22 protein-coding genes and 1 riboswitch are annotated in these 24,258 nt (G+C 70.5%); of the genes, 6 read left to right on the top strand and 16 right to left on the bottom strand.

Features of this window, described 5'->3' with window-relative positions; translation table 11 throughout:
- Positions 1 to 14 precede the first annotated feature (14 nt).
- Positions 15 to 971, bottom strand: a complete 957-nt coding sequence (locus ACIBK0_RS06165; RefSeq protein WP_399076178.1) for a hypothetical protein — start codon at positions 969 to 971, stop codon at positions 15 to 17.
- Between the two features lie 230 nt (positions 972 to 1,201).
- Between ACIBK0_RS06165 and ACIBK0_RS06170 the strand changes: the two genes are divergently transcribed.
- Together ACIBK0_RS06170 and ACIBK0_RS06175 are read left to right on the top strand one after the other, a co-directional pair.
- Positions 1,202 to 1,855 (top strand): uridine kinase, encoded by a 654-nt coding sequence (locus tag ACIBK0_RS06170; RefSeq protein WP_399076180.1) that lies wholly within the window; start codon positions 1,202 to 1,204, stop codon positions 1,853 to 1,855.
- Between the two features lie 465 nt (positions 1,856 to 2,320).
- A complete protein-coding gene (locus ACIBK0_RS06175; RefSeq protein ID WP_399076182.1) occupies positions 2,321 to 4,186 on the top strand; it encodes an AAA family ATPase in 1,866 nt (621 codons plus the stop codon).
- Between the two features lie 139 nt (positions 4,187 to 4,325).
- On the opposite strand, the gene ACIBK0_RS06180 is transcribed toward ACIBK0_RS06175, so the two are convergent.
- From ACIBK0_RS06180 to ACIBK0_RS06225, 10 genes are all read right to left on the bottom strand, one after another.
- Positions 4,326 to 5,411: a hemolysin family protein gene (locus tag ACIBK0_RS06180; protein ID WP_399076184.1), complete on the bottom strand. Its 1,086-nt coding sequence runs from the start codon at positions 5,409 to 5,411 to the stop codon at positions 4,326 to 4,328.
- Positions 5,408 to 6,733 carry a hemolysin family protein gene (locus ACIBK0_RS06185; RefSeq protein ID WP_399076186.1) on the bottom strand — a complete coding sequence of 442 codons (1,326 nt, stop codon included), beginning with the start codon at positions 6,731 to 6,733 and terminating at the stop codon, positions 5,408 to 5,410. Before ACIBK0_RS06185 ends, ACIBK0_RS06180 begins: the two co-directional genes overlap by 4 nt.
- 199 nt (positions 6,734 to 6,932) lie before the next feature.
- Positions 6,933 to 7,388: a PH domain-containing protein gene (locus ACIBK0_RS06190; protein ID WP_399076188.1), complete on the bottom strand. Its 456-nt coding sequence runs from the start codon at positions 7,386 to 7,388 to the stop codon at positions 6,933 to 6,935.
- A 14-nt stretch (positions 7,389 to 7,402) separates the two neighbouring features.
- A complete protein-coding gene (hisG, locus tag ACIBK0_RS06195; protein WP_399076190.1) occupies positions 7,403 to 8,260 on the bottom strand; it encodes an ATP phosphoribosyltransferase in 858 nt (285 codons plus the stop codon).
- A gap of 45 nt (positions 8,261 to 8,305) precedes the next feature.
- Positions 8,306 to 8,578: a phosphoribosyl-ATP diphosphatase gene (locus tag ACIBK0_RS06200; RefSeq protein ID WP_028803646.1), complete on the bottom strand. Its 273-nt coding sequence runs from the start codon at positions 8,576 to 8,578 to the stop codon at positions 8,306 to 8,308.
- 33 nt (positions 8,579 to 8,611) lie between these two features.
- Entirely contained in the window at positions 8,612 to 9,097 is a 486-nt protein-coding gene (gene ribH, locus ACIBK0_RS06205; protein WP_028803647.1) for a 6,7-dimethyl-8-ribityllumazine synthase, read from the bottom strand.
- An 80-nt stretch (positions 9,098 to 9,177) separates the two neighbouring features.
- A complete protein-coding gene (locus ACIBK0_RS06210) occupies positions 9,178 to 10,467 on the bottom strand; it encodes a bifunctional 3,4-dihydroxy-2-butanone-4-phosphate synthase/GTP cyclohydrolase II (protein ID WP_399076193.1) in 1,290 nt (429 codons plus the stop codon).
- Positions 10,464 to 11,108 carry a nicotinamide riboside transporter PnuC gene (locus tag ACIBK0_RS06215; RefSeq protein ID WP_399076195.1) on the bottom strand — a complete coding sequence of 215 codons (645 nt, stop codon included), beginning with the start codon at positions 11,106 to 11,108 and terminating at the stop codon, positions 10,464 to 10,466. The genes ACIBK0_RS06210 and ACIBK0_RS06215 overlap by 4 nt, the downstream gene beginning before the upstream one ends.
- A complete protein-coding gene (locus tag ACIBK0_RS06220; RefSeq protein WP_399076197.1) occupies positions 11,105 to 11,707 on the bottom strand; it encodes a riboflavin synthase in 603 nt (200 codons plus the stop codon). The genes ACIBK0_RS06215 and ACIBK0_RS06220 overlap by 4 nt, the downstream gene beginning before the upstream one ends.
- Positions 11,708 to 11,859: 152 nt before the next feature.
- Positions 11,860 to 11,990, bottom strand: a riboswitch (FMN riboswitch).
- A 464-nt stretch (positions 11,991 to 12,454) separates the two neighbouring features.
- Positions 12,455 to 13,642 (bottom strand): ROK family transcriptional regulator, encoded by a 1,188-nt coding sequence (locus ACIBK0_RS06225; protein ID WP_399076199.1) that lies wholly within the window; start codon positions 13,640 to 13,642, stop codon positions 12,455 to 12,457.
- A 486-nt stretch (positions 13,643 to 14,128) separates the two neighbouring features.
- Here ACIBK0_RS06225 and ACIBK0_RS06230 point away from each other — a divergent pair, with 486 nt between their 5' ends.
- Positions 14,129 to 15,340: an MFS transporter gene (locus tag ACIBK0_RS06230; RefSeq protein WP_399076201.1), complete on the top strand. Its 1,212-nt coding sequence runs from the start codon at positions 14,129 to 14,131 to the stop codon at positions 15,338 to 15,340.
- Here ACIBK0_RS06230 and ACIBK0_RS06235 read toward each other — a convergent pair.
- Together ACIBK0_RS06235 and ACIBK0_RS06240 are read right to left on the bottom strand one after the other, a co-directional pair.
- Complete coding sequence (locus ACIBK0_RS06235) at positions 15,300 to 15,761, bottom strand: acyl-CoA thioesterase (protein ID WP_399076203.1); 462 nt, start codon at positions 15,759 to 15,761, stop codon at positions 15,300 to 15,302. The two genes, ACIBK0_RS06230 and ACIBK0_RS06235, sit on opposite strands and share 41 nt — an antisense overlap.
- A gap of 123 nt (positions 15,762 to 15,884) precedes the next feature.
- The gene (locus tag ACIBK0_RS06240) at positions 15,885 to 17,150 is read right to left on the bottom strand and encodes an alginate lyase family protein (RefSeq protein ID WP_399076205.1); all 1,266 of its coding nucleotides are present in this window, start codon (positions 17,148 to 17,150) and stop codon (positions 15,885 to 15,887) included.
- A 121-nt stretch (positions 17,151 to 17,271) separates the two neighbouring features.
- On the opposite strand from ACIBK0_RS06240, the gene ACIBK0_RS06245 reads away from it, so the two are divergent.
- Positions 17,272 to 18,666 carry a uracil-xanthine permease family protein gene (locus ACIBK0_RS06245; protein ID WP_399076207.1) on the top strand — a complete coding sequence of 465 codons (1,395 nt, stop codon included), beginning with the start codon at positions 17,272 to 17,274 and terminating at the stop codon, positions 18,664 to 18,666.
- Here ACIBK0_RS06245 and ACIBK0_RS06250 read toward each other — a convergent pair.
- On the bottom strand, positions 18,648 to 19,763 hold the full coding sequence (locus ACIBK0_RS06250; protein ID WP_399076725.1) for a glycoside hydrolase family 6 protein: 1,116 nt from the start codon (positions 19,761 to 19,763) through the stop codon (positions 18,648 to 18,650). The two genes, ACIBK0_RS06245 and ACIBK0_RS06250, sit on opposite strands and share 19 nt — an antisense overlap.
- 171 nt (positions 19,764 to 19,934) lie before the next feature.
- Between ACIBK0_RS06250 and ACIBK0_RS06255 the strand changes: the two genes are divergently transcribed.
- Complete coding sequence (locus ACIBK0_RS06255) at positions 19,935 to 20,609, top strand: DUF5995 family protein (RefSeq protein ID WP_399076209.1); 675 nt, start codon at positions 19,935 to 19,937, stop codon at positions 20,607 to 20,609.
- 88 nt (positions 20,610 to 20,697) lie between these two features.
- Positions 20,698 to 21,627: an LLM class F420-dependent oxidoreductase gene (locus tag ACIBK0_RS06260; RefSeq protein ID WP_399076211.1), complete on the top strand. Its 930-nt coding sequence runs from the start codon at positions 20,698 to 20,700 to the stop codon at positions 21,625 to 21,627.
- Positions 21,628 to 21,654: 27 nt separating this feature from the next.
- Here ACIBK0_RS06260 and ACIBK0_RS06265 read toward each other — a convergent pair whose 3' ends face one another.
- Both ACIBK0_RS06265 and ACIBK0_RS06270 read right to left on the bottom strand, forming a co-directional pair.
- On the bottom strand, positions 21,655 to 23,364 hold the full coding sequence (locus ACIBK0_RS06265; RefSeq protein ID WP_399076213.1) for a flavin monoamine oxidase family protein: 1,710 nt from the start codon (positions 23,362 to 23,364) through the stop codon (positions 21,655 to 21,657).
- 52 nt (positions 23,365 to 23,416) lie between these two features.
- Positions 23,417 to 24,244: a carbon-nitrogen hydrolase family protein gene (locus ACIBK0_RS06270; protein WP_399076215.1), complete on the bottom strand. Its 828-nt coding sequence runs from the start codon at positions 24,242 to 24,244 to the stop codon at positions 23,417 to 23,419.
- Between the last annotated feature and the right edge of the window lie 14 nt (positions 24,245 to 24,258).

Genomic DNA, 24,258 nt, shown 5'->3' on the forward strand with positions numbered 1-24,258 from the left:
CGGTCCGGGTCGGCTCAGGCGGCTCCCGGCACGGGCAGGCCGCAGGAGCGGCGGGCGCGGGAGAGCTGCTCCTCGGGGTCGCCGAACACACTCCAGGGCATCCGGCAGGCGTAGGGCCCCATGGCCATGAAGACCGCGCGCGCCTCGAACTCGCGCTGGGCCATGAACAGCGCGTGGGCCAGATACGCCAGGTCGAGCACCGGCGTGAAGCGGTAGCCCGGCACTTCGGGAAGCCAGTTCTGATAGATCGCGAGCGCGGTGGAACGCCACTGGGGCTGCTCCCAGGTGCGGTCGACGAGAAGCTGCGAGGGGTTGTAGCTCTCCACCAGGGCCACCAGCGGAAGCAGCCGCAGCGGCGAGGATGCGGGAGCGCGCTGGCTCAGGAAGGCGGCGACGTCCCAGGCTGCGTTCACCGAACCGCCGTACCGGGTGAAGAAGAACGCCAGGAAGCGATGGTGGCCTTCACGATTCCAGGGATCGAGGCGGAGGATGTGCGAGAACAGCTGCCAGGGGCCCGGCGGCTGTGTGAGCAGGCCCTGCGGGGCCGGGTCGCGCAGGTCGTGCAGCCGGGCCATGGCCAGTTTGGCGACCCACGGCGTGGGATCGGCGGGGGCCATGGTCGCGGCCCGGTCGCACGCGGTCAGCGCGATGCGCTCCAGAGCCTCGGCCCGGTCGTCCTTGGCGTCCGCCGCGCGCAGCGCCCGCAGCACGGCCACGCGCGCCCACATCAGCGCGGCCTCGGGGGCCGGCTCCTCGGCCAGCCAGCGTTCGGCGAGGTCGGAGTCGGCGGCCTCGGAAGCCAGGACGAGGGAACGATGTGCACGCAGTCCGAAGTCGCCGCGGGTCTCCGTCAGGGCTTCGTGGGCGCTCAGATAGCGGCCGGCCCGGACGTCCACGCAGACGCTCGCGAGTCTGCGGTCGTCGGCCGCCGGATGCCACACATACTGCCCCTCGAATAACCCCGCGGCCATCTTCCCCTGTCCATCCCCGTGCGACGCTTCGCAGTTGCGCAACAGGCACCCTACTCAGCATCAAGGGGAACCGGAACGGCATTTACGAAATACTGGTTTCGCGTCGTCCACGGTTATGGAGGGAACGAAAGGAGTTCTTGAGGATTGTTCAATGAATAGTTCAATGCGGCACTATTCGGCACCCATGGATACGCCGTGGACACCATCCGGATAGAATGTTCCCCAGGAATATGCTGACATCTCATCGCACCCCGGGAAGCCCCATTCACGACCTTGCCGCGCAGCTGCGCCGACTGCCTCCTTCCTGCGGCCCCGCCCGCCTCATCGCCATCGACGGGCACGCGGGCTCCGGGAAGACCACATTCGCCGGGCAGTTGGCGGAGGCACTGGACGACGCGCCCGTGCTGCACCTCGACGACATCGCGACGCACGAGGAGCTCTTCGCCTGGACGGAGCGGCTGCTGCCCCAGGTCGTCGAGCCGCTGCGCCGGGGCGAGACCGCGCACTACACCCCGTACGACTGGATCGCCCGGAGCTTCGGGCCGCCCCGCGCGCTGCCGCCCGCGCCCGTGATCCTTCTGGAAGGCGTCGGCGCCGGTCGCCGCGCGCTGCGCCCGTTCCTCGCACGACTGCTGTGGATGGAGTTGCCGCGCAGCGAAGCGTGGACGCGCGGGCGGTTGCGGGACGGAGAGGCGCAGCGCGAGTTCTGGGCCGGATGGGTCCGCGCCGAGCGCCAACACTTCGCCAAGGACCCCTCAAGACCGTTCGCCGATCTTCTGGTGCAGCAGTGTCCCGAGGGGTACGAGGTGCTGCCGGGGCCTACTGAGACCTCAGGAGCGGAGCACATCATCACTCACGGTGACGGGCCATCCGCAATGTGCTGAACTCGTGAAGACCCCTACATGAGAAGTTCCGTCAGTGCTTCAACTCGGCTTGACCGGGGGGCCGTACAGGACTTACGTTCTGAATGTGCGGTCTTTCGAAGCCGCCCGCAGTCGCGAAGCCCCCGGTTGTTCCCCCGTGATCGGGGGCTTCGTTCTGCCCACACCCTCTTTTCCGGGCGCTGCGCGCCGTGATTCGCTCACCCTCGGTCACCGTGCGAAGTGCGCCCCATCTGCTCCCACCTCGTGGAACGGGGTGTGGCGGCACCCTACGGTCCGCGTATGCACCGCAGGTACGATGCCTCTCGGTGCGACCTTCGGACGGCTGCTCTGCGCACCGATGCAACTCCCGTCCGTGGCACGGCGGTTCGACCAAGGCTGCCGACGGGCACCGGCCCGGCGGCGAGGGGGTGTCCTGATCGACGAGACACTCCCTGACCATCGGGGGCACGGTTTGTGGGGGACGTGATGGACTTCGGCACGCAGGGCCCCGAGGCCCCGGCCGACCTCGCCTGGATGCGAGGTGTGGATGCCTACACGATGGGGGCCTATCCGCAGGCGGAGGAGGAGTTCCGCGCCGCGGTCCGGATGGACCCGGGAATGGCGGACGGCTGGCTCGGACTGCACGCGCTCCGGGTGGACACGACGACCGCGCTGCTGCGGATGTTCCGGCACCGGGACCGCTTCGGGGAGCAGCGCACCAGGCATCGGCGCACGCTCAACTCCTGGTACTGGCTGGGCTGGTGGGTTCAGCCCGTGCTGGAGAGCCCGCGCGATCTACTGCTCGCGCACGCCTCGCACTGGCTCGACGGGCGTCATGTCCCGGAGCTGGACCGTGCGCTCGCGGGTCTGCCGCCCGTCGACGCGGACCCCCAGGTACGGTTCCTGCACGCGTGCCGCGCCTATCTGGTCAAGGACTGGGAGCAGCTGGTCCGGCACACCGATCCGTTGATCGACGATCCCATGCTGGGCATAGAGGCCGGCCTCTTCGGCGGGATGGCCCGGGTCCGTCTGGAGATGTACGGCCAGGCGGAGCCGCTCCTGTCCTCCGCGCTGATGCGCTGTCGCAGCGAGCAGCCCCAGCGCAAGGAGCTGCGGTACTGGCTGGCGCGGGCGCACGAGGGCACCGGGCGGTCCGCCGCCGCACTGCCCCTGTACCGGGCGGTGCACCGGGTCGATCCCTCCTTCATGGACACCTCGGCACGGCTCGCGGCGATCTCCGAGGGCGACGGGTACGACGATGCCGCCGCCGACCTGGCGGCGATCACGCTCGCCGGGGTCGGGCAGGACGTGATGGAGGGCCCGGACGGTGTGGATCCGCTGTTCGGCGCGGAGGGGCGGGACCTGAAGCTCTCGGAACCCGATCTCGCGCCACCGGGCGGGCTGCCTCCGGAGACCGACGCGGTGCGCGAGAAGGCCGTGCTGCCGGTGCAGCCGCTGCCCGCCGGACCGACCGACCCCGCATTACTCGAAGAGGCGCTCGCCGAACTGGAGCGCATGGTGGGCCTGGAGCCCGTGAAGCGCCAAGTCAAGGCGCTGTCGGCGCAGTTGAACATGGCGAGGCTTCGCACCCGGCAGGGTCTCCCGGTCCAGCCGCCGAAACGGCACTTCGTCTTCTCCGGCCCTTCCGGCACCGGCAAGACCACCGTGGCCCGCATCCTCGGCCGGGTCTTCTACGCGCTGGGGCTGCTCGGCGGCGACCATCTGGTGGAGGCGCAGCGGGCGGACCTGGTCGGCGAGTATCTGGGCCAGACGGCGGTCAAGGCCAACGAGTTGATCGACTCGGCCATCGGCGGCGTCCTCTTCGTGGATGAGGCGTACTCGCTGTCCAACTCCGGATACGGCAAGGGCGACGCATACGGCGACGAGGCCCTGCAGGTACTTCTCAAGCGGGCCGAGGACAACCGCGACCACCTCGTCGTCATCCTCGCCGGCTACCCGGAGGGCATGGACCGCCTCCTGGCCACCAACCCCGGCCTCTCCTCCCGCTTCACCACCCGCGTCGACTTCCCCTCCTACCGTCCCCTCGAACTCACCTCCATCGGCGAGGTGCTGGCCGCGGAGAACGGCGACGTGTGGGACGAGGAGGCGCTGGACGAGCTGCGCTCGATCGCCGGGCACGTCGTCGACCAGGGGTGGATCGACGAGCTCGGCAACGGGCGATTCCTGCGCACGCTGTACGAGAAGAGCTGCGCGTACCGCGACCTTCGGCTGTCGCTCTATCCCGGGGCGCTGTCCCGCGACGACTTGTCGACACTGCGACTGCCGGATCTGATGCAGGCGTACGGGGAGGTTCTGTCGGGGCGGGGGCCGCAGGATCCGTCGACGATGTGACCGGGGGTGGCTCCGGGGGTGGTTTTCGCCCCCTCCGCCCCTGCCCGTCCCGTCCATGTGGCCTGCGCCCCCAGACCCCCGCCACCAGACTGCGCAGTTCCCCGCGCCCCTTGACGGCCCGCGGGGAACTACGCGTGGGTCAGCTCGCCAGCGCCTCCTCCGGCGTCTCGCTCGGGCGTGGTTCCGAGACGCGCAGCGGAGGAGCCTCCCGGTGGGCCGGGTCGCGTACTTCGCCGACCAGCAGTTCCAGCACGTCCTCCAGGGCCACGAGCCCCAGGACCTTGCCCGACGCGTCGGCGACCTGGGCGAGGTGCGTCGCGGCACGACGCATCACGGTCAACGCGTCGTCCAGCGGAAGCTCGCACCGCAGGGTCGTCATCGGGCGCCAGATCTGCTGCGGCACCGCCCGCTCGGACTCCTCCAGATCGAGTACGTCCTTCACATGGAGATAGCCCATGAAGGCGCCGTTCTCGGCGACCACGGGGAACCGGGAGTACCCGGTGCGCGCGGTGAGCGCGACGACCTGGCCCGGAGTGACCGAGGGCCCCACGGTCACCAGGGAGTCGCGGTTCAGGAGGACGTCGGTGACCGGGCGCGACCCCAGCTCCAGGGCGTCCTCCAGGCGCTCCTGCTCCTCCGGTTCCAACAGGCCCGCCTGGCCCGAGTCCTCGACCAGACGGTTGAGCTGCTCACTGGTGAAGGCCGCCTCGACCTCGTCCTTGGGCTCCACACGGAACAGCTTGAGGATCAGACGGGCGCAGGCGCCCAGGGCGACGGTGACCGGCCGGCACAGCCGCGCGAAGGCGACCAGGCCGGGGCTCAGCCACAGCGCCGTCTTCTCGGGCGCGGCCATCGCCAGGTTCTTCGGCACCATCTCGCCGATGACGAGGTGGAAGAAGACGACGAAGGCGAGCGCGATGACGTACCCGAGGGGGTGGATCAGCCCGTCCGGCAGATGGATCGCCTCGAAGACCGGCTCCAGCAGATGGGCGACGGTCGGCTCGGCGACCGCGCCGAGCGTCAACGAGCAGATGGTGATGCCGAACTGGGCCGCGGCCATCATCTGCGGGAGCCGCTCGAGGCCGTACAGGACCTGTCGGGCCCGCGCCGTCCCCAGCGGTTCGATCTGGCTGCGCCGTACGGACACGAGCGCGAACTCGGCGCCGACGAAGAAGCCGTTGGCAAGCACCAGCAGCCCGGCGAACAGGAGTTGAAGCAGGCTCATCGGACGGCCTCCGCAGCGGGCGCGGTCCGCACCAGGCGGACGCGTTCGGCGCGGTAGTGCCCGACCTGGCGCACCGACAGGCGCCAGCCCGGGAGTTCGGCCTTGTCGCCGGGGGCCGGGATCCGGCCGAGCAGATCGGCGACGAGGCCCGCGACGGTCTCGTAGGGGCCCTCGGGCACATCGAGGCCTATGCGCTGCAGAATGTCCACCCGGCAGCTGCCGTCGGCGTCCCACGCGGGCCGTCCGTCCTCGGGCGGCGCCACCGCGAGTTCGGGCAGATCCAGCCCGTCGTGTTCGTCACGGACCTCGCCGACGAGCTCCTCGACGATGTCCTCCAGGGTGACCACGCCCGCCGTGCCGCCGTACTCGTCGACGACGACGGCGATCGGCTGCTCGCTGCGCAGCTGCTCCAGAAGGGGCTGCACGGGCAGCGTCTCCGGGACGAGCAGCGGGGCCTGGGCGATCCGGCCGACGGGGGTGCGCCGCCGGTCGTGCGAGGGGATCGCGAGGGCATCCTTGAGGTGCACCATGCCGACGATCTCGTCGATCCGCTCCCGGTAGACGGGGAAGCGGGACAGGCCGGTGGCGCGGGTGAGGTTGACGACGTCCTCGGCGGTCGCCGACGACTGCAGCGCGCTGACCTTCACGCGCGGGGTCATGACGTGCTGCGCGGTCAGGTCGGCGAGCGAGATCGTCCGTACGAAGAGATCCGCGGTGTCCTGCTCCAGGGCACCGGCCTGCGCCGAGTGCCGGGCGAGCGAGACGAGTTCGCCGGGGGTGCGGGCGGAGGCCAGCTCCTCGGCGGGCTCGACGCCCAGGGCGCGTACGAGCCGGTTGGCGACCGCGTTGAGGGCGGCGATCACCGGCCGGAACAGCCGCGAGAAGACGTGCTGCGGGCCCGCGACGAAGCGGGCGACCTGCAGGGGCTTGGACACCGCCCAGTTCTTGGGCACGAGTTCGCCGATGACCATCTGCACGGCCGAGGCGAGCAGCATGCCGACCACCACGGCGACACCGGACACGGCGCCTTCGGGGATGCCGATCGCGGTGAACGGGCCGTGCAGCAGCTCGGCGAGCGCCGGTTCGGCGAGCATGCCGACGACAAGCGAGGTGATGGTGATGCCGAGCTGGGTGCCGGAGAGCTGGAAGGACAGCTCCTTGAGCGAGTTCACGACGGTCAGAGCCCGTCGGTCGCCGTCAGCCGCTGCCTTCTCGGCATCGGGGCGCTCGACCGTGACGAGGCCGAACTCCGCCGCGACGAAGAAGCCGTTGGCGAGAATCAGCAGGAACGCCGCCCCAAGGAGCAGCAGGGGGATGGTCATGCCGCCGCCTCGATATGTCGGGAGGGGGCGGCGCAGGTACTACAGGACGATCCGTCCATCGCTGGAGGGAGTCACTCCTCGGGTAGCAGGAAGCCTCTGAACGCCGGGTGGCACATCAGAGACGGAGGCGCAACGAAAACGCCTCCGCCAACAGATTAATCAAGACATGGGCCCAGGGGGCAGGGTGGAAGGCTGAGAGTCAGCCCTCATGTTTCTCGGGGTCGCCGATGGAGCGGGCCTCGGCGAGCGCACGCAGGGCGCGGGCGTCCTCGATCGCGCGCTGTTTGGCGATGCCCGGCTGGATGCCGAGCGCGGGCAGGCTGGTGCCGTCACTGAGGTCGAGGAACACCCAGGGGTCACCGGGGCGCAGGTTGACCTGGAGGATCTCCGCCCAGTCCAGGTGCCGCCTGCTGGTGATGTTGACGACAGTGACGCCGGTCTCGTCGGCGACGACCTTGGGCCGGGAGAGCAGCAGCAGCACCCCGAAGAGCAGCGCCGCGGTGAAGACGAAGCTGACCCGCTCCCCCGGGCTGAGTTGCTCCAGGAGCATCGCGACCGTCGTGATGACCACGAAGATCGCGGCGCCCGCGGTGAGCAGTACGGCCCGGGTGCGGGACGGGCGGAAAGTGACGGGAAGGGCGGGAAGGTCCGACATGTCCGGCAGTCCCGTCAGAGCCGGCAGGCGTGGATGGCCGTGGTCAGGATGGCCCGCGCGCCGAGGGCGTACAGGTCGTCCATGATCCGCTGGGCCTCCTTGGCGGGGACCATGGCGCGCACGGCGACCCAGCCCTCGTTGTGCAGCGGCGAGATGGTCGGCGACTCCAGGCCCGGGGTGAGCGCTACGGCCTTCTCCAGGTGCTCGGCGCGGCAGTCGTAGTCCATCATCACGTACGTCCGTGCCACCAGGACGCCCTGGAGGCGGCGCAGGAACTGCTGCACCTTGGGCTCGGTGTCCTCGGCGGTGTCGGCTCCGACCCGGCGGATGACGACGGCCTCGGACTTCATGATCGGGTCGCCGAACACCTCGAGGCCCGCGTTGCGCAGCGAGGTGCCGGTCTCGACGACATCGGCGATGACCTCGGCGACGCCCAGTTCGATGGCGGTCTCGACGGCGCCGTCGAGGTGGACGACGGAGGCGTCGATGCCGTGGTCGGCGAGGTGCTTGGCGACGATGCCCTCGTAGGAGGTGGCGACCGTCATGCCGGAGAGGTCCGCGATGCCGCTCGCCGTGCCCGGCTTGGTGGCGAAGCGGAAGGTCGAACGGGCGAAGCCGAGCGGCAGGATCTCCTCCGCGTTGGCGCCCGAGTCGATGAGCAGGTCGCGGCCGGTGATGCCGATGTCGAGGCGGCCGGAGGAGACGTAGATCGCGATGTCGCGGGGGCGGAGGTAGAAGAACTCGACCTCGTTCTCCGGGTCGACGATCCTCAGCTCCTTGGACTCCCGGCGCTGCTGGTAGCCGGCCTCATGCAGCATCTCCGCCGCAGGGCCTGACAGGGAACCCTTGTTGGGGACGGCGATGCGCAGCATGAGGTCGGCTTCCTTTGCGTGAAGGGGTTGAGGGAACAGCGGGATTTACAGGTGGGCGTACACGTCGTCGAGGGAGATCCCGCGCGCGACCATCATCACCTGGACGTGGTAGAGCAGCTGCGAGATCTCCTCGGCGGCGGCGTCCTTGCCCTCGTACTCGGCGGCCATCCAGACCTCGGCGGCCTCTTCGACAACCTTCTTGCCGATGGCATGGACACCCTTACCGACCAGCTCGGCGGTGCGCGAAGTGGCGGGATCGCCGTTGGCGGCCTTGTGCTGGAGCTCGGTGAAGAGCTCCTCGAACGTCTTCTTGGACATGGTGTGCCCACCCTACGCGGTCACCGAGGTTCCTCAGCGCCAGGGTTCAGATACTGAGCGCAGCGTGGCCGCGGTCGCCACCGCGGCCGTCACCGCCTCGTGCCCCTTGTCCTCGTTGGACCCCTCGATGCCCGCGCGGTCCAGGGCCTGCTCCTCGGTATCGCAGGTCAGCACGCCGAAGCCGACGGGGACGCCGGTGTCGATGGAGACCTGGGTGAGGCCGTTGGTGACGCCCTGGCACACGTAGTCGAAGTGGGGGGTTCCGCCACGGATGACGACGCCGAGCGCGACGATCGCGTCGTAGCCGCGGCCCGCCAGCACCTTGGCGACGACCGGCAGCTCGAAGCTGCCGGGGACCCGAAGCAGGGTCGGCTCGTCGATCCCCAGCTCGTGCAGGGCGCGCAGCGCGCCGTCCACGAGGCCGTCCATCACCTTCTCGTGCCACTGTGCCGCGATGACCGCGACGCGCAGGTCGCCGCAGTTGCGTACGGACAGTTCAGGTGCACCCTTGCCGCTCACGTCTCTCCTCAGTGCCGCTGTGCTGTGTTGCCGATAGTGCGGTTGTTGCCGACAGTGCCGTTGTTACCGGTATGCCGTCGTTACTGGTTGCCGCAGGCGGACACGGTGGTCGTGTCCAGCCAGGGCAGGTCGTGCCCCATCCGGTCCCGCTTGGTGCGCAGGTAGCGGAGGTTGTGCTCGCCCGCCTGTACCGGCATCGGTTCTCGCGCGGTGACCTTGAGGCCGTGCCGGACGAGCGCGTCGGTCTTGTCGGGGTTGTTCGTCAGCAGGCGCAGGCTGTGCACGCCGAGGTCCTCCAGGATCTGGGCGCTGGCGCCGTAGTCCCGGGCGTCGGCGGGCAGGCCCAGCTCCAGGTTGGCGTCGAGGGTGTCGCGGCCCTGCTCCTGAAGTTCGTACGCGCGCAGCTTGGAGAGCAGGCCGATGCCGCGCCCCTCGTGGCCGCGCAGGTAGACCACGATGCCGCGGCCCTCGGCCTGGATGCGCTCCATGGCCGTCTGCAGCTGGGGGCCGCAGTCGCAGCGCAGCGAGTGGAAGACGTCTCCGGTGAGGCACTCGGAGTGGACGCGGACGAGGACGTCCTCGCCGTCACCGATCTCGCCGTGGACGAGGGCGACGTGCTCGACGCCGTCGACGGTGGAACGGTAGCCGTACGCCGTGAACTCGCCGAAGGCGGTGGGCAGGTGGACCTCGGCCTCGCGGCGGACGGTGGGCTCGGCGGTGCGGCGGTAGGCGATCAGGTCCTCGATGGAGATGATCGTCAGGCCGTGCTTGCGGGCGAAGGGGATCAGCTCGGGCAGTCGGAGCATGCGGCCGTCCTCGCCCGCGATCTCGACGATCGCACCGGCGGGGCGCAGGCCCGCGAGACGGGCCAGGTCGACGGCGGCCTCGGTGTGGCCGTTGCGGACCAGGACGCCACCGGGCTTGGCGCGCAGCGGGAAGATGTGGCCAGGGCGCACGAAGTCGTCCGCCTGGGCCCTCCCGTCGGCCAGCAGCTGAAGCGTGGTGGCACGGTCGGATGCCGAGATGCCGGTGGTCACACCGTGCGCGGCGGACGCGTCCACCGAGACGGTGAACGCGGTCTTCATCGACTCGGTGTTGTCGTCGACCATCTGCGGGAGCCGGAGCCGCTCCAGCTCGTCCCCCTCCATGGGCGCGCAGATCAGCCCACGGCACTCGCTCATCATGAAGGCGACGATCTCGGGGGTCGCCTTCTCGGCGGCGATGACGAGGTCGCCCTCGTTCTCCCGGTCCTCGTCGTCCACGACCACGACGGGGCGGCCCGCCGCGATGTCGGCGATGGCCTTCTCGACCGGGTCGAGCGCGAAGTCCTCGATGTTGTCGGTGCTGTACCAGACCGGCGCGGTGGTCATGCCGGGGCTCCTTCCAGGACGGGCTGCCCGGCCTTGCGGGAGCGCAGCCACCAGTCGCGCATGCCCCACAGGACGAGCGCGCCGTACAGGACGTAGACGAAACCGGAGAAGGCGAAGCCGTTGGCGAAGTTGAGCGGCACGCCCACCAGGTCGACCAGCAGCCAGGCGAACCAGAACTCGACCATGCCGCGCGCCTGGGCGTACATGGCGACGATCGTTCCGACGAAGATGTACGCGTCCGGCCAGGGGTCCCAGGAGAGGGACGGGTACGCGAAGAACAGGCCGGCGACCGCGACGGTGCCGACGGCCGCGGCGCCGATCATGTAGCTGCGCTCGCGCCAGGTGGCGAAGCGGACGGCGATGGAACCGTCCGCCGCCTGCCCCTTGCCGCGGTTCCACTGCCACCAGCCGTACACCGCGACGATCATGACGACGACCTGCTTGCCGGCGCTGCCGGAGAGGTGGGCCGTCGCGAAGGCCGCGAAGAGGATGACGCCGGACAGGAACTGGACGGGCCAGCTCCATATGGAGCGGCGCCAGCCGAGCGCGAGGGCGATCAGACCGATGACGTTGCCGATCATGTCCGACCACTTGATGTGCTGATCGAGGAGGACGAAGGCCTCGGAGTTCAGCCAGTTCACTTGGCTGCTCCCTGCGTGCCCAGCAGCCGCTCGACGTACTTGGCGATGACGTCGACCTCGAGGTTGACCGGGTCGCCGGGCTGCTTGAGGCCGAGCGTGGTCAGCGTGAGCGTGGTCGGGATGAGGCTGACGGTGAAGTAGTCGGGGCCCGCGTCGACCACGGTCAGGCTGATGCCGTCGACGGTGATGGAGCCCTTCTCGACCACATAGCGCGAGAGGTCCGCGGGGAGCGAGATCTTGACGATCTCCCAGTTGTCGGACGGCTTGCGCTCGATGACCGCGCCCGTGCCGTCGACGTGCCCCTGCACGATGTGCCCGCCCAGGCGCTCACCCACGGCCATCGGGCGCTCCAGGTTGACGCGGGAGCCCACGGTCAGGGCACCGAGGCTGGAGCGGTCCAGGGTCTCCGCCATGACGTCGGCGGTGAATTCGTCGCCCTCGTGGTCGACCACCGTGAGACAGACGCCGTTGACGGCGATGGAGTCGCCGTGCTGCGCGCCCTGCGTGACGACGGGGCCGCGCAGCCGGAAACGGGAGGCGTCGTCGAGGTTCTCGACGGCGGTGACCTCACCCAGCTCTTCGACGATTCCGGTGAACACTTCCCGGGTCCTCCTGCCTCATGGGGCACGGACTCCGGGGCCTGTCGATGACGACAGAATGAGCGAACGACGACACCGGGGACGACGCCGAAAGGAGACTCGTCCCACGGGACAAGTCGCAACTGACGGCGGCGCGCACGAATGCCCGCCCGCCGCGCACTGCCTCCCATCCGGACTTTAACCGTCGGTCCAGGAATTTCACCTGGTCAACCGGCCGCTGGAAGCGACCGGGTCGCGGACTGTAACCGCCGGTTCGGAATTTCACCGACCCCGGAGTGCGCTGCTTCTGGTACAGGGCCAGTGTGCCACGCCTGATCGACGCCCATGCGGGCGAACGCCTGTGGGGTGGCTCACAGGCCATATGGATGGACTTCTCGCGCGCCGCGCGACCGGTCAACTTCCGCTCCGGCGTACGCCCTTGATGATGGTCCGTACCTATTGACGGTGTGGTCTAGTCCATTTAAGGTCGGCGATCATCGCGTCGTCGAAACCGGTTTGTCGACACCGAATGGTCGCCCCCGATCGACCCGGCGGCGGTGACGGAGGCCCTTGCCCCGCCGCCGGGTCTCCAACGCGGGTGGGGACCAAGCGGTTTTCGCCCCCTCCACCCCTGCCCGTCCCGACCTGGGGCTGCGCCCCGGACCCGCCGGGTTGTTCTTCGGCTGCGGGAGGGTGGGGGTTTGTCGCACAGTTCCCCGCGCCCCTGAAGGGCGTGGGGGCGAGAACCTTCAGGCCCCGCTCCCGGGGCTACCGTGACGGTGGTGCGAAGAGTTCGTCCTGGGCGCCGTCCCGGGCGGTCAGGAGGGCGCCGCGCAGCACCGCGCCGCCGCCCAACGCACTCGCCCGCACCTCCGTCGGCAGCGGCGACATCCGTACGAGCCGTTGCTCGACCCGCGCGGCGAGAACATCCCCGCCCGCGCGGCCGACCTCGCCGCCCAGAACCACACAGCCGGGGTCCAGTACGGCGATGACGGAGGCGGCGCCGACGGCGAGACGGTCGGCGAGGGCGTCGAGGAAGCGGGAGGAGTCCGGCGCGTCGGGGGTGGAAACGGCTGCCCTCACCAGCGCCGCCGCGTGTGGTTCGTGCGGAACCGGCTCCGCCGCGACGCCGTACCGCGCCGCGAGCCCGGTGACGGCCGCCGCCCCCGCCAGCGAGTGGAAGCCGCCCTCGCAGTCGGTCGCCGAGGGGAGGGTCGAGGTCCCGGGCACGGGCAGGAAGCCGATTTCGCCGGTGCCGCCGGAGGCGCCGCGGCGGAGCCGGCCGTCGAGGATCACCGCGGCACCGGTGCCGTGCCCCAGCCACAGCAGCACGAACGTGTCGCGGTCGCGCGCGGCACCGTCGCGCTGTTCGGCGAGGGCGGCGAGGTTGGTCTCGTTCTCGACCAGGACACGTGCGGGCAGGCGCTCCTGGAGGGCGGCCACCAGACGGCGGTGCCACTCGGGCAGACCGGAGGAGTCGCGCAGTTCACCGGTGCCGGGGTCGATCAGGCCAGGGGCGCCGATGCCGACCGTGTGCAGTCGCTCCGCCCCCGCCTCCTTCGCCGCCCGCTCCACCAGCGTCACCGCCTGCTCGACGGCGGGCCCGGTGCCGGTGTCGTCCGCGATGGGCACCGACGCCCGGGCCAGCTCCGCACCGAGAAGATCGGAGACGACGACGGAGACCCCCTCGGTGCGCACGTCGAGGGCGGCGAGGTGGGCCCTGTCGGCGACGATCCCGTACAAGCGGGCGTTCGGGCCGCGCCGCTGCTCCCCCGACTCCCCCACCACGGAGATCAGCCCGGCTGCCGTGAGGCGCTCGACGAGGTCGGCGACCGTGGGCCGGGACAGTCCGGTGAGCTGCTTCAACTGCCCTGCCGTCAAGGGGCCTTCCTGCTGCAGCAGCCGCAGGGCGAGCCGGTCGTTGATGGCCCGGGCGGTGCTCGGTGATGCGGGCATGCGGGGATCCTCCCAGATCACGGCTTCCTTCCGGCCCGCGGCCTCTTCCCGGACCACGGGGTCCTTCCGGCCCACGGGCTCTTCCCGGACCACGGGGTCCTTCCGGCCCACGGGCTCTTCCCTGCTCACGGGCTCCCCGCGACCCACGGGATCCTTCCGGCTCACGGGCTCCTCTCGGCCCACGGGCTCTTCCCGGACCACGGGTTCTTCCCAGACCACAGGTTCCTCCCGGATTACGGGATCCTTCCGGCCCACGGACTCCTCCCGGACCGCGGACTCCTCCCGGACCGCGGGCTCCTCCCGGATTACGGGATCCTTCCGGCCCACGGGCTCTTCCCGGCTCACGGGCTCCTCCCACACCACGGGTTCCTCCCGGATCAGCGGAGGGCGTGGCCCCCCGGCCTTAATCCCGCTATTTATCAGGCAGGGTTCCTGATAGTTTACGGCGGCAGTACGGGGAGGACGTCCGGGAGGGGCAGCGGCACCATGGGTGAAGTGGGCTACGACATGCGCGAGTTGAAGCGGGCACGGTACGCCGTGGCCGCCGTGTTCGCGGTGCACGGCGCGGTGACTGGCTCGTTCGCGACCCGCGTGCCCTGGATCCAGGACCACGCCTCGGTGGGCGCGGGCCAGCTCGGCATCGCGCTCGCGTTCCCGGCGATCGGCGCGTCCGTCGCGATGCCGCTCGCGGGCCGGATCAGCCACACCTTCGGCGCCCGCACGGCACTGCGCGGTCTGATCTCGCTGTGGACGCTGGCCCTGATCCTGCCGTCGCTCGCACCGAACCTGTACACACTGTGTCTGGCGCTCTTCATCTACGGCGCCACGGCGGGCATGGCGGACGTCGCGATGAACGCCCTGGGTGTGGAGGTCGAGAACCGCCTCGACAAGTCGATCATGTCCGGGCTGCACGGCATGTGGAGCGCGGGCGCCCTGATCGGCTCGGCGGCCGGCACCCTCGCCGCGCATCTGGGCTCGGACGCACGCCTGCACCACGCGCTGGCGGCGGCGGTACTGACCGTCCTCGGCCTGGTCGCCTGCCAGTGGGTGCTGGACATCAAGCCGACCGAGGACGAGGAGCCCCCGCCGCGCTTCACCCTGCCGCCCAGGTCGGCGCTGCTCATCGGTGCGGTCGGGTTCTGCGCGGTGTTCGCGGAGGGCGCGAGCCTGGACTGGTCCGCGGTCTATCTGCGCGACCAACTGGCCACCTCGGCGGGTCTCGCGGCGGCGTGCACCACGGGCTTCACGCTCACCATGGCCCTCGCGCGGATCGCGGGCGACCGGATCGTGGACCGCTTCGGCGCCGTCCGCACCGTACGCGTCGGCGGCCTCTGCGCGGCGCTCGGCGGACTGCTCGTCGTGGTGGCGGGAAGCCCGGCCGTAGCCATGGGCGGCTTCGCCCTGCTCGGCCTCGGCATCGCCGTCGTCGTCCCCCTCTGCTTCGCCGCGGCCGGACGCAGCGGCCCCAACCCCAGCCAGGCCATCGCGGGCGTCGCCACCATCACGTACACCTCGGGCCTGATCGCGCCGGGCGCGATCGGCACACTGGCGCAGGCGACGAGCCTGGTGGTGTCGTTCGGACTGGTGACGGTGCTGGCGTGCGGGCTCATCGCGTTCGCGGGCGTGCTGCGCGCGGGTGACCGCAACCGGCCGAAGGTCAGCCCTGCGAGCGCAGCAGTTCCCGACCCAAGGCCCTGAACCGGTCGCTCCACGCCGTCGGACGCAGCGTCCCCGCGTCCAGCCGGACCAGCACCCTGGTGCCGTGCGCGTACGTCACCGAGCCGTCGGCCGAGCAGAAACGGAAGCCGTACGTCAGTCCGGTGGTGCCGAGCCGCTCCAGCCAGAGGTGGACGGCGTACGCGCCCGGACGGTTGACCGGGGCCTCGTAACTGATCCGGAGCTCCTTGACGGCGTTGCAGAAGTCGCCTGCCGCCTCCCAGTCGCCCTCGAAGCCGAAGCCGCGCTCGTTCCACAGCACCGTCCAGGCTCGCTCGACCATCACGGGGTACCGGGCGTTGTGCAGCAGCCCGAGCGCGTCCAGGTCGTCGAAGTGGACGGTGACGGGTATCAGCCGCCCATAGGCAAGGACGGGGGCGGCGGGTGGTGCTTCGGCGGTCACGGGCGGGGCTCCTGAGGGTGCGGGACGGGACGGTGGGGGCACCCCATCCTAAGCAGCCGCTCAGGAGCCCCTGTCGGTGCGGGGCAGGGCGGCTCTCCGGTCGCCCTGCCCTTCCTGCGCAGGTCAGCCCGCGATCGAGTCCAGCTGCTCCGCCGCCGGTCGCAGCGCCCACAGGTCGCCGCCGGGCGGCGTTTCGAGCTTCGGCACGGCGGCCTTCGCGGCCCTGTCCCCCGCGTCGGCGGCCGCGTGCACGACGTCGCTCGCCGCGAACCGGTGGAACTCCAGCTCCGGGTGGGCCCACGGCTCGGCGCCCGTCGCCGCGGGCAGCAGATAGTCGACCGCCTTGAACAGGCTCTGGCCGTCCGGCCCTTGGTACGACCAGAGGTTCACACCCAGGTGCCGGCCGATGGCGGCGAGACGGGTGTATGCGACCAGGTCGAAGGTCGAGTAGTGCCAACTGCGGGTGCGGGCCAGTTCCTGGGGCTGACTGCCGTCGGCGGCGATCTGCGGATCGATGCGCAGGGCGCGCGCGTCGAGAACGGTCCGCCGGGCCAGGTCGTTGTCGCCGGTCGCGTACGCCAGGGCGGCGAGCAGCATGTCGTAGAAGGTGCCGTGGTTGTTCTTGGCGGTGCCCTCCTCCTTACCGAAGGCGCTGTTCGCCAGCCAGTCGCGGAAGTCGGTGTTCCAGGCGCGCATCGCGGTGCGGTCGCTCTTGGACCAGCCGGGGGCGCCCGTCTCCAGGATCGCGAGGGCGTCCAGGACGCTCGTGTAGGACTGCGAGAAGTCGATGATGCCGATGGCCCGGCCGTCGTACTTGCAGGGGATGAACTGCCCGTGGTTCAGGTTCGGGTTCATCCGGGTGTCCGGGGCGAGGAACCAGGTGCGCAGGACGGTGGCGGCCTTCTCGGCGTACTGCTTATTGCCTGTGTAGTACCAGGCCAGCGAGAGGTCGTAGGCCGAGTCGAAGACCTTCTCGACGTCCTGGCGGTCGGTGCCGGTGTCGACCTCGGGATTGCGCTGGCCGTCACGCTGGACGTAGGGGCAGCCCCAGGGGTTGTCGGCGGTCCTGGGCTGCGAGGGCCACCAGTACGGGGCCTGGCTGAGGTAGTCGTGGACATCGCCGCCGGGTGCGGGCTTCGGCTTGTCGACGACCGTCCAGGGGCCCTGGTCCAGCCAGTTGTCGGCGCGGCCCGTCAAGTCCTCGAGTGTGCGCTTGAGTTGGGCATCTCCGTGATCCAGACGGACCTTCGTCTGCTGCAGGCGCGCGCCGTCGAGCACCGCCGTCCGCGGGACCTTCGGCGCTGCATGTGCCGCGGCGGAGGGAACGACCGCGGCCGTGAGAGCGACCACGGCCGCCAGAACCACACCCAGTCGGGGTCTTGCACTCATCCAGCACTCCGATCAGAAATATGAACGCAGTTCATGAGGAGGACCGTGTGAGCGTAGGGCGGCTGGTTACCCCTGACAATGGTCCGGACAGATTCACGTACAGAGAAAGCGAAGCCACACCATGGACCTCGGCGTGCGCTGGAAATTGCACGGCGACGGGCGCACGCCCGCCCCCGGAGCGGTCGTCCGCCCCGATGAACGCCTCTCCTGGCCCCGCACGGTCGGGCTCGGCGCCCAGCACGTGGTCGCCATGTTCGGGGCGTCCTTCGTCGCACCCGTCCTCATGGGCCTCGACCCGAACCTCGCGATCATGATGTCCGGCGTCGCGACGGTCATCTTCCTGCTCGCCACCCGCGGCCATGTGCCCAGCTACCTGGGCTGCTCGCTCTCCTTCGTGGGCGTCGCGGCCGTGATCCGGGCACAGGGCGGCACCAGCGCGACGGTCACCGGCGCGGTGTTCGTGGTCGGCATCGCGCTGTTCCTGGTGGGACTCGCCGTGCGGCGCTTCGGGGCCCGGATCATCCATGCCACCATGCCGCCGATCGTGACCGGCGCGGTCGTCATGCTGATCGGCTTCAACCTGGCGCCGGTGACCGCGTCCACGTACTGGCCGCAGGACCAGTGGACAGCGCTCCTGGTGATGCTCTTCACCGGTCTGGCCGTCGTCTGTCTGCGCGGTTTCTGGTCACGGATCGCGATCTTCCTCGGACTGCTCTTCGGGTACGGGATCTCCTGGGCCTTCGACCGGATCTTCGGCAAGATCCACTCGGTGGACGCGAGCGGCAAACTCACCGACCACTGGCGGCTCGATCTGTCGGGCGTGAGCAAGGCGGACTGGATCGGTCTGCCCACCTTCCACGGGCCGTCCTTCCAGTGGTCGGCGATCCTCGTCGCGCTGCCCGTCGTGATCGCGCTGGTCGCCGAGAACGCCGGTCACGTCAAGGCCGTCGGCGAGATGACCGGCACCCGGCTGGAGGACAAGCTGGGCACCGCGATCTCCGCGGACGGCGTCGCCTCGATGCTCTCCACGGCGGTCGGCGGTCCGCCCAACACCACCTACTCCGAGAACATCGGCGTGATGGCCGCGACCCGTGTCTATTCCACGGCCGCCTACTGGGCCGCCGCGGGCTTCGCCCTCCTCTTCGGCCTCTGCCCCAAGTTCGGCGCGGTCGTGGCGGCGATCCCGGGCGGCGTCCTCGGCGGCATCACCGTGATCCTGTACGGCATGATCGGCCTGCTCGGTGCCCAGATCTGGCTCAACGCCGGGGTCGACCTGCGCAACCCGCTGAACCTGGTGCCGGCCGCCGCGGGCATCATCATCGGCATCGGCAACGTCACCATGCAGTTCACGGACAACTTCTCGCTGAGCGGCATCGCCCTCGGCACCCTCGTCGTGATCACCGGCTACCACGCGCTGCGGGCGATGGCTCCGGCCCACCTCAAGACCCAGGAGCCGCTGCTGGACGAGGGCACCTCCTCGTACGACGAGGCCGAGGATCAGCGCGCCAGCTCATAGGCGTACTCCGCCGAGAAGGACCCCGGCGTGCCCTTGCAGCCGTCCGACTCGCCCGGCAGCTTCACCCACAGATAGGCGTCGATCCTGGCCTCCCCGGTGTTCAGGGTCGGCGCCTGTCCGATCCTGCGGCCCGACGGATCGCACCACGCGCCGTCGGTCGGGGCGCCGTTGCCGTTCCGGCTGGTGTCGATGACGGCGCCCAGGCTCGCCGGGCCGCCGAGAGCGGACAGCACCTGTCGGGCGTACGCGATCTCATCGCTCGTACGGTGGAAATTGGACACGTTGGTGAAGACGCCGTCGGAGGAGGCCGCTGAGGCGGCACCCGCCTGGTCGAGCAGCGAGGCCTGTTTGGCGGCGGGGTTCCAGTCCGAGTGGCCGGCGTCGTAGTAGACCCGGGCCTTGGGGTTCGCGGCCTTGAGGACGCGGCCCGCGCGGGCCAACGAGGCGAAGCGGTCGGCCTGTTCGCCCTCGGTGAGGCAGTCGGACTGGGCGATCGAGTCGGGCTCCAGGACGACGATGACCTCGCCGGAGCCCAGCCCCGCTGCGAAGTTGTCGATCCAGCCGTCGTACGCGGCGAGGTCGGGCGCGCCGCCCTCCGAGGCGCCGCCGCAGTCCCGCTGCGGGACGGCGTACGGCACGACGACCGGGACCCGGCCCTGCGCGGCGGCGGCCGACGTCACCGCCCTGACCCGTGCGGTGATGGTGGACGGCGTGAAGTCCGCGAACCAGACCGCTGCCGGACGGTCGGCTATCCGGGACTCGATCACATCGCGCCGGGCGTCGCCGGGATGGGTCTTGACCCAGTCGAGGACCTGGGAGTCGGGGTGGCGGTAGAGCAGGGCGGGGGCGGCCACGGTCCCCTGCTTCTGCTTGCTCGCGGAGGGCTTCGGGCCGGGCTTCGGGGGCGGGGACGCAGACCGGGCGGGGGACGGCGCGACCGACGTGCGCGACGGCGTCGGCACGGCGGGCAGCGGACGGAGGCTGGGCGAGCGGGTCACCAGTGGTTTGGCGTCGTCGGAAGGGCGCCCGTCGTCGAGCGCGGACACCATGCCGGTCACCGTACCGACCGCGACCACGACCGAGGCCGCCGCGACCATGGCACCGCGCCGGGCCGCCCGCCTGCGCTCGGCCCTGCGCGCGGCCAGGCGCTGGGCACGTAAGCCTGACACGTACTGCTCCCCCCTCCCGCCCCGGAGGCGTTCCCCCGTTCTGGGGACGCGTCCGGCCCGGCGGCACTCCCGCCAGCCTAGGACTGGGACGCTGCCCCCATGGCGCAGTTGGCACAGTCGATTACTCCCGTGGACGCGGTCGTCTCCCGTATGCGCGCCCTGGACGCGACCCTGCCCGAGCGGGACGGCGTCGCGGTCTTCAACCGCGTCTACCTCGCCGTCACCGAGGAGGTCGACCGGCACCTGGACGCCGGGGCGTTCCCCGACCCCGAGGCCGCGATCACGCTGGACGTGCGGTTCGCGGAGCGCTACCTGAAGGTGGCCGAGCAGGGGTGCCCGCCTGCCTGCTGGCGGCCGCTGCTGCAGTTCCGGCGCCATCCCGGTGTACGTCCGCTGCAGTTCGCGCTGGCGGGCATCAACGCGCACATCGGGCACGATCTGGCGCTGGCCGTCGTGGACGCCTGTCGTACGCTCGGCTGCGAACCGGCCGATCTGGAGGACGAGTTCGACCGCGTGGGCGATCTCCTCATCTCGATGGAGGAACGCATCCGCGAAGATCTGATGCCGGGCCCCGACCTGCTCCAGATCGCCGATCCGCTCACCCATCTGCTCGGCTCGTGGAGCCTGGAGCGGGCGCGCGACGCCACCTGGTCGGCGGCGCGGGCCCTGTGGGCGCTGCGCGGCCTGCCCGACCTGGCCGAGGAGTTCGGCGACCGCCTCGACGCGGCGGTGGGCTTCGCCGGCCGGATGCTGCTCACCCCGCTGCCGGACTGATCCGGCCACATCATCGCGCACGTCGCGGAACGTGACGTAGTAAGAGATACGTTGCTGATCGATACGCCTGATGCAAAGGAGCACCAGCATGGCCACTCGGCTCGGCCTGAGTCTTCCGCAGACGCACCAGTACGACATCGGACGCGATGTGCCGGACGTGGCCCGCGCGGCCGAGGAGATCGGCTACGAGAGCCTGTGGGTGTTCGAGCGCGCCCTGTTCCCGGAACCCGCGACGCAGGGGCTGTACAACATGCCGGGAGTGCCCTGGCCCGAGGCGTACCGCGGCCTGGCCGAACCGCTGGTGACGCTGACCCTGGCCGTGCCGGCCACGCGGCGGGTCCGGCTCGGCACGAGTGTCCTGGTCGCCCCGCTGCACGGTCCGTTCCAGCTGGCCAGGGCTCTCGGCACGCTCGACGCGGCGAGCGGTGGCCGGGTCGTGGCGGGCTTGGGCACGGGCTGGTCGCTCGACGAGTACGCGGCCGCGGGCGTGGCCCCGTTCGAGGAGCGCGGCAAGGTCCTGGACGAGGTCGTCGATGTCTGCCGCGCGGTATGGGGCCCCGACCCCGTGCGCTACGAGGGCCGCCTGACGAAGATCGCGTCGGCCGTGGTCGCCCCCAAGCCCGTTCGGCCGATCCCGATCCTGCTCCCCGCCTTCACCAAGAAGTCGCTGTCCCGGCTTGTCGAGCGCGGCGACGGCTGGATGCCGGTGGCCATGGGGGCCGAGCAGCTCGCCACGCAGTGGCAGGGGGTGCGGAACTTCGCGGCCGAGCGGGGACGCACGGAGCCGATCCAGTCGGTGGCGCGGGTGAACCTCCAGTACACGGCCAAGGCCTACGACGGCTCGGACCGCGCCCCCTTCCAGGGCGACATCGACCAGATCGTGACCGACCTCGCGGCCCACGCCGAGGTCGGCCTCGACGAGTTCTTCCTCGACTTCGGAGACACCCCGCGGGACGCCCAGGAGCTCAAGGACCTGGCCGCCGAGGTGTACACGGCGGCGCGGGCGGCCGGAATCTGACCACCGCCCGCGGAACCCGATCCGGCCTCAGTCCTCGGGCAGCTCCACCGGCGCGATCTCGTCGTAGACGTCGCCGGGCCCGGGGTTGGTCGGGTCGGTCGTCCCGCCCAGCTGGTGCATGACGCCCCAGACCGCGTTCAGCGCGGTCTGCACGGCGCCCTCGGCCCAGCCGGCCGTCCAGGAGATGTCGTCGCCCGCGAGGAAGATGCCCCGCTTGTCCTCGGGCAGCCCGTCCTGCATGAAGTGGGTGAACAGGCGCCGCTGGTAGCGGTAGTGGCCCGGCAGGTTGGCCTTGAACGCCCCCATGAAGTAGGGCTCGTTCTCCCAGGACACGGTCACCGGGTTGCCGATGATGTGCTTCCTGATGTCGACCTTCGGGTAGATCTCGCCGAGCGACTTCAGCATGACCTCCATCCGCTCGCTCGCGGACAGCGGCAGCCACTTGAGGCTGTCGTCGCACCACGTGTACGAGAGGCAGATGACGGCGGGCTTGTCCGGGCCGTCGTCGAGGAGGTAAGTCCCGCGCGTCATACGGTCGGTGAGCGTCATCGACATGACGTCCCGCCCGGTCGGATTTCCCCTGTCGTCGACGGCCTTGTCCAGCCAGAACGGCCGGTCCACAGGCACGAAGAGCTTCGAGGACTCCATGTAGTGGGTCCGCTCGATCGCCGTCCAGTGGTCGATCGGGAAGAGCGAGTCGTCGCAGGTGATCTTCGACAGCAGCATCCAGGACTGGGCGGTGAAGACGGCCGCCTTGAACGTACGGATGTCGCCGTTCGCGTCCGTCACCGTGATCTGGTTGCCCGCGGTGCGGTGCAGCCGGGTCACGGCCGGGCGCGGGGTGCCGTCGTGCAGCTTGGCCAGCGACGTCCCGTACGCCCAGTGGACGATCTTCTCGGGCTCGCGTTCCCACAGCCGCAGCGGCAGTTGCTGGGAGCCGCCGACGATGCCGCGGTGGTGGTCGTCGGCCTCGGTGTAGACGACGCGCAGGATCTCCAGGATGGAGTTCGGGAAGTCGGTGTCCCAGCCGCCCGTGCCGAAGCCGACCTGGCCGAAGATCTCACGGTGGCGGAAGGACTTGAAGGACTCCGACTCGCAGAGGAAGCCGTAGAAGGTCTGGTTGTCGAGCTTCTCGACGAGCTTCGCCCAGATCTCGCGGATGCGCGGCACGTCGCGCTCCCGCATGGCCTGGTTCATGTCGGAGAAGTCGGCGCCGTCTTCGAGGCAGGCGTTCCAGGCGTTCATCACGTCGCGGTAGACCTGCGGCAGGTCGTCGACGGTGGTCGCGTAGTGCGACTCGCCCTTGAGGTCGACGACCGTCGAGGGCGTCGACTCGGCCAGCGGGTTGGGGAACGGCCGGGTCTCCAGGCCCACCAGGTCGATGTAGTGCTGGAGGGCGGTGGAGGACGGCGGGAAGCGCATGGCGCCCATCTCGGCGGTGAGCGAGGGGTCGCACCCCTCGAAGCCCACCGTCCGCAGCCGGCCGCCGATCTCGTCGGCCTCGTACACGACGGGCTTGAGGCCCATCTTCATCAGCTCGTACGCGGCCACGATGCCGGAGAGGCCGCCGCCGATGACCGCGACCTCGGTGCCGTGCTCGGTCGCGGGTATCTGGCCGAGGCCCGCGGGGTGGGCGAGGAAGTCGTCGTACGCGTAGGGGAAGTCCGGGCCGAACATGGTGATCGGCGGCTGCTGCACATCGGCGTGCTGGACGGCGTTGGGCACCGTGGACGTCATGGGGTACGGACTCCTTGCGCGAAAGCTGTTTGAGGGGAGAGTGCGGCCGGACTCAGATCAGCGACCCGTAGAGGCCGGGGCGGCGGTCCTTCAGATACGGGTTCGCCTCGCGCGAGGCCGCGAGGAAGCCGGGGTCGGCGTCGGCGAAGACCAGTTCCTCGCCGCGGCCGGCCCGGGCGCGGGCGACCCCGTCGGGCCCGGCCAGCGTGGAGAGGCCGACGAACTCGAACTCCCCCTCCGGCCCGGTGCGGTTCACGTACGCGACGTACATCTGGTTCTCGAAGGCGCGCACCGGGACGACGGACTCGGCGACGAACTGGAACGGGTGCATCTGCGCGGTCGGCACGAGCAGGAGGTCGGTGCCGGCGAGGGCGTGCGCGCGGACGTTCTCGGGGAACTCGACGTCGTAGCAGATCATGAGGCCGACCCGCAGGCCACCGAGCTCGGCCTGCACGACCGGCTGCTCGCCGGGCGTGAAGTGGTCGCGTTCGAAGCAGCCGAAGAGGTGAGTCTTGCGGTAGTTCGCGAGACGGGTGCCGTCGGCGGAGATCAGCTGCGCGGAGTTGAAGACCTTCCCCCAGCCTTCGGCCGGGGGGACCCCCATCTCGCTTCGCTCGCCGGAGCGCTCGGGGTAGCCGTAGGCGACGGCCACGCCGTGCCGGGTGGCGATCTCGGCGATCGCGTCGGCCGAGCCACCGTCGGCGGGCTCGGCGAGGCGGGCGATGTCGTCACCGATCGCGTAGCCGGTCAGGAACATCTCCGGCGCCACGAGCAGCCCGGCGCCGGCACCGGCGGCGCGGCCCGCGGCCTCGTCGAGCACCTTGAGGTTCTCGACGACCGAGCCGGGACGGCCGGAGCTCTGGAGCAGGGCTGTGCGCATGCGTGTTCCTCACC

This window comes from Streptomyces sp. NPDC050564 (assembly GCF_044457265.1).
Lineage (GTDB): Bacteria > Actinomycetota > Actinomycetes > Streptomycetales > Streptomycetaceae > Streptomyces.

Bases quoted from the DNA above. Each gene is read 5' to 3' on its own strand.
- ACIBK0_RS06245 (WP_399076207.1), top strand. From the start codon at position 17,272: ATGGACCTCGGCGTGCGCTGGAAATTGCACGGCGACGGGCGCACGCCC.
- ACIBK0_RS06185 (WP_399076186.1), bottom strand. From the start codon at position 6,733: ATGACCATCCCCCTGCTGCTCCTTGGGGCGGCGTTCCTGCTGATTCTC.
- hisG (WP_399076190.1), bottom strand. From the start codon at position 8,260: ATGCTGCGCATCGCCGTCCCCAACAAGGGTTCCCTGTCAGGCCCTGCG.
- ACIBK0_RS06225 (WP_399076199.1), bottom strand. From the start codon at position 13,642: ATGCCCGCATCACCGAGCACCGCCCGGGCCATCAACGACCGGCTCGCC.
- ACIBK0_RS06255 (WP_399076209.1), top strand. From the start codon at position 19,935: ATGGCGCAGTTGGCACAGTCGATTACTCCCGTGGACGCGGTCGTCTCC.
- ACIBK0_RS06240 (WP_399076205.1), bottom strand. From the start codon at position 17,150: ATGAGTGCAAGACCCCGACTGGGTGTGGTTCTGGCGGCCGTGGTCGCT.
- ACIBK0_RS06270 (WP_399076215.1), bottom strand. From the start codon at position 24,244: ATGCGCACAGCCCTGCTCCAGAGCTCCGGCCGTCCCGGCTCGGTCGTC.
- ACIBK0_RS06180 (WP_399076184.1), bottom strand. From the start codon at position 5,411: ATGAGCCTGCTTCAACTCCTGTTCGCCGGGCTGCTGGTGCTTGCCAAC.
- ACIBK0_RS06170 (WP_399076180.1), top strand. From the start codon at position 1,202: ATGCTGACATCTCATCGCACCCCGGGAAGCCCCATTCACGACCTTGCC.
- ACIBK0_RS06200 (WP_028803646.1), bottom strand. From the start codon at position 8,578: ATGTCCAAGAAGACGTTCGAGGAGCTCTTCACCGAGCTCCAGCACAAG.
- ACIBK0_RS06165 (WP_399076178.1), bottom strand. From the start codon at position 971: ATGGCCGCGGGGTTATTCGAGGGGCAGTATGTGTGGCATCCGGCGGCC.
- ACIBK0_RS06250 (WP_399076725.1), bottom strand. From the start codon at position 19,763: ATGGTCGCGGCGGCCTCGGTCGTGGTCGCGGTCGGTACGGTGACCGGC.
- ACIBK0_RS06230 (WP_399076201.1), top strand. From the start codon at position 14,129: ATGGGTGAAGTGGGCTACGACATGCGCGAGTTGAAGCGGGCACGGTAC.
- ACIBK0_RS06175 (WP_399076182.1), top strand. From the start codon at position 2,321: ATGGACTTCGGCACGCAGGGCCCCGAGGCCCCGGCCGACCTCGCCTGG.
- ACIBK0_RS06260 (WP_399076211.1), top strand. From the start codon at position 20,698: ATGGCCACTCGGCTCGGCCTGAGTCTTCCGCAGACGCACCAGTACGAC.
- ACIBK0_RS06265 (WP_399076213.1), bottom strand. From the start codon at position 23,364: ATGACGTCCACGGTGCCCAACGCCGTCCAGCACGCCGATGTGCAGCAG.
- ACIBK0_RS06190 (WP_399076188.1), bottom strand. From the start codon at position 7,388: ATGTCGGACCTTCCCGCCCTTCCCGTCACTTTCCGCCCGTCCCGCACC.
- ACIBK0_RS06210 (WP_399076193.1), bottom strand. From the start codon at position 10,467: ATGACCACCGCGCCGGTCTGGTACAGCACCGACAACATCGAGGACTTC.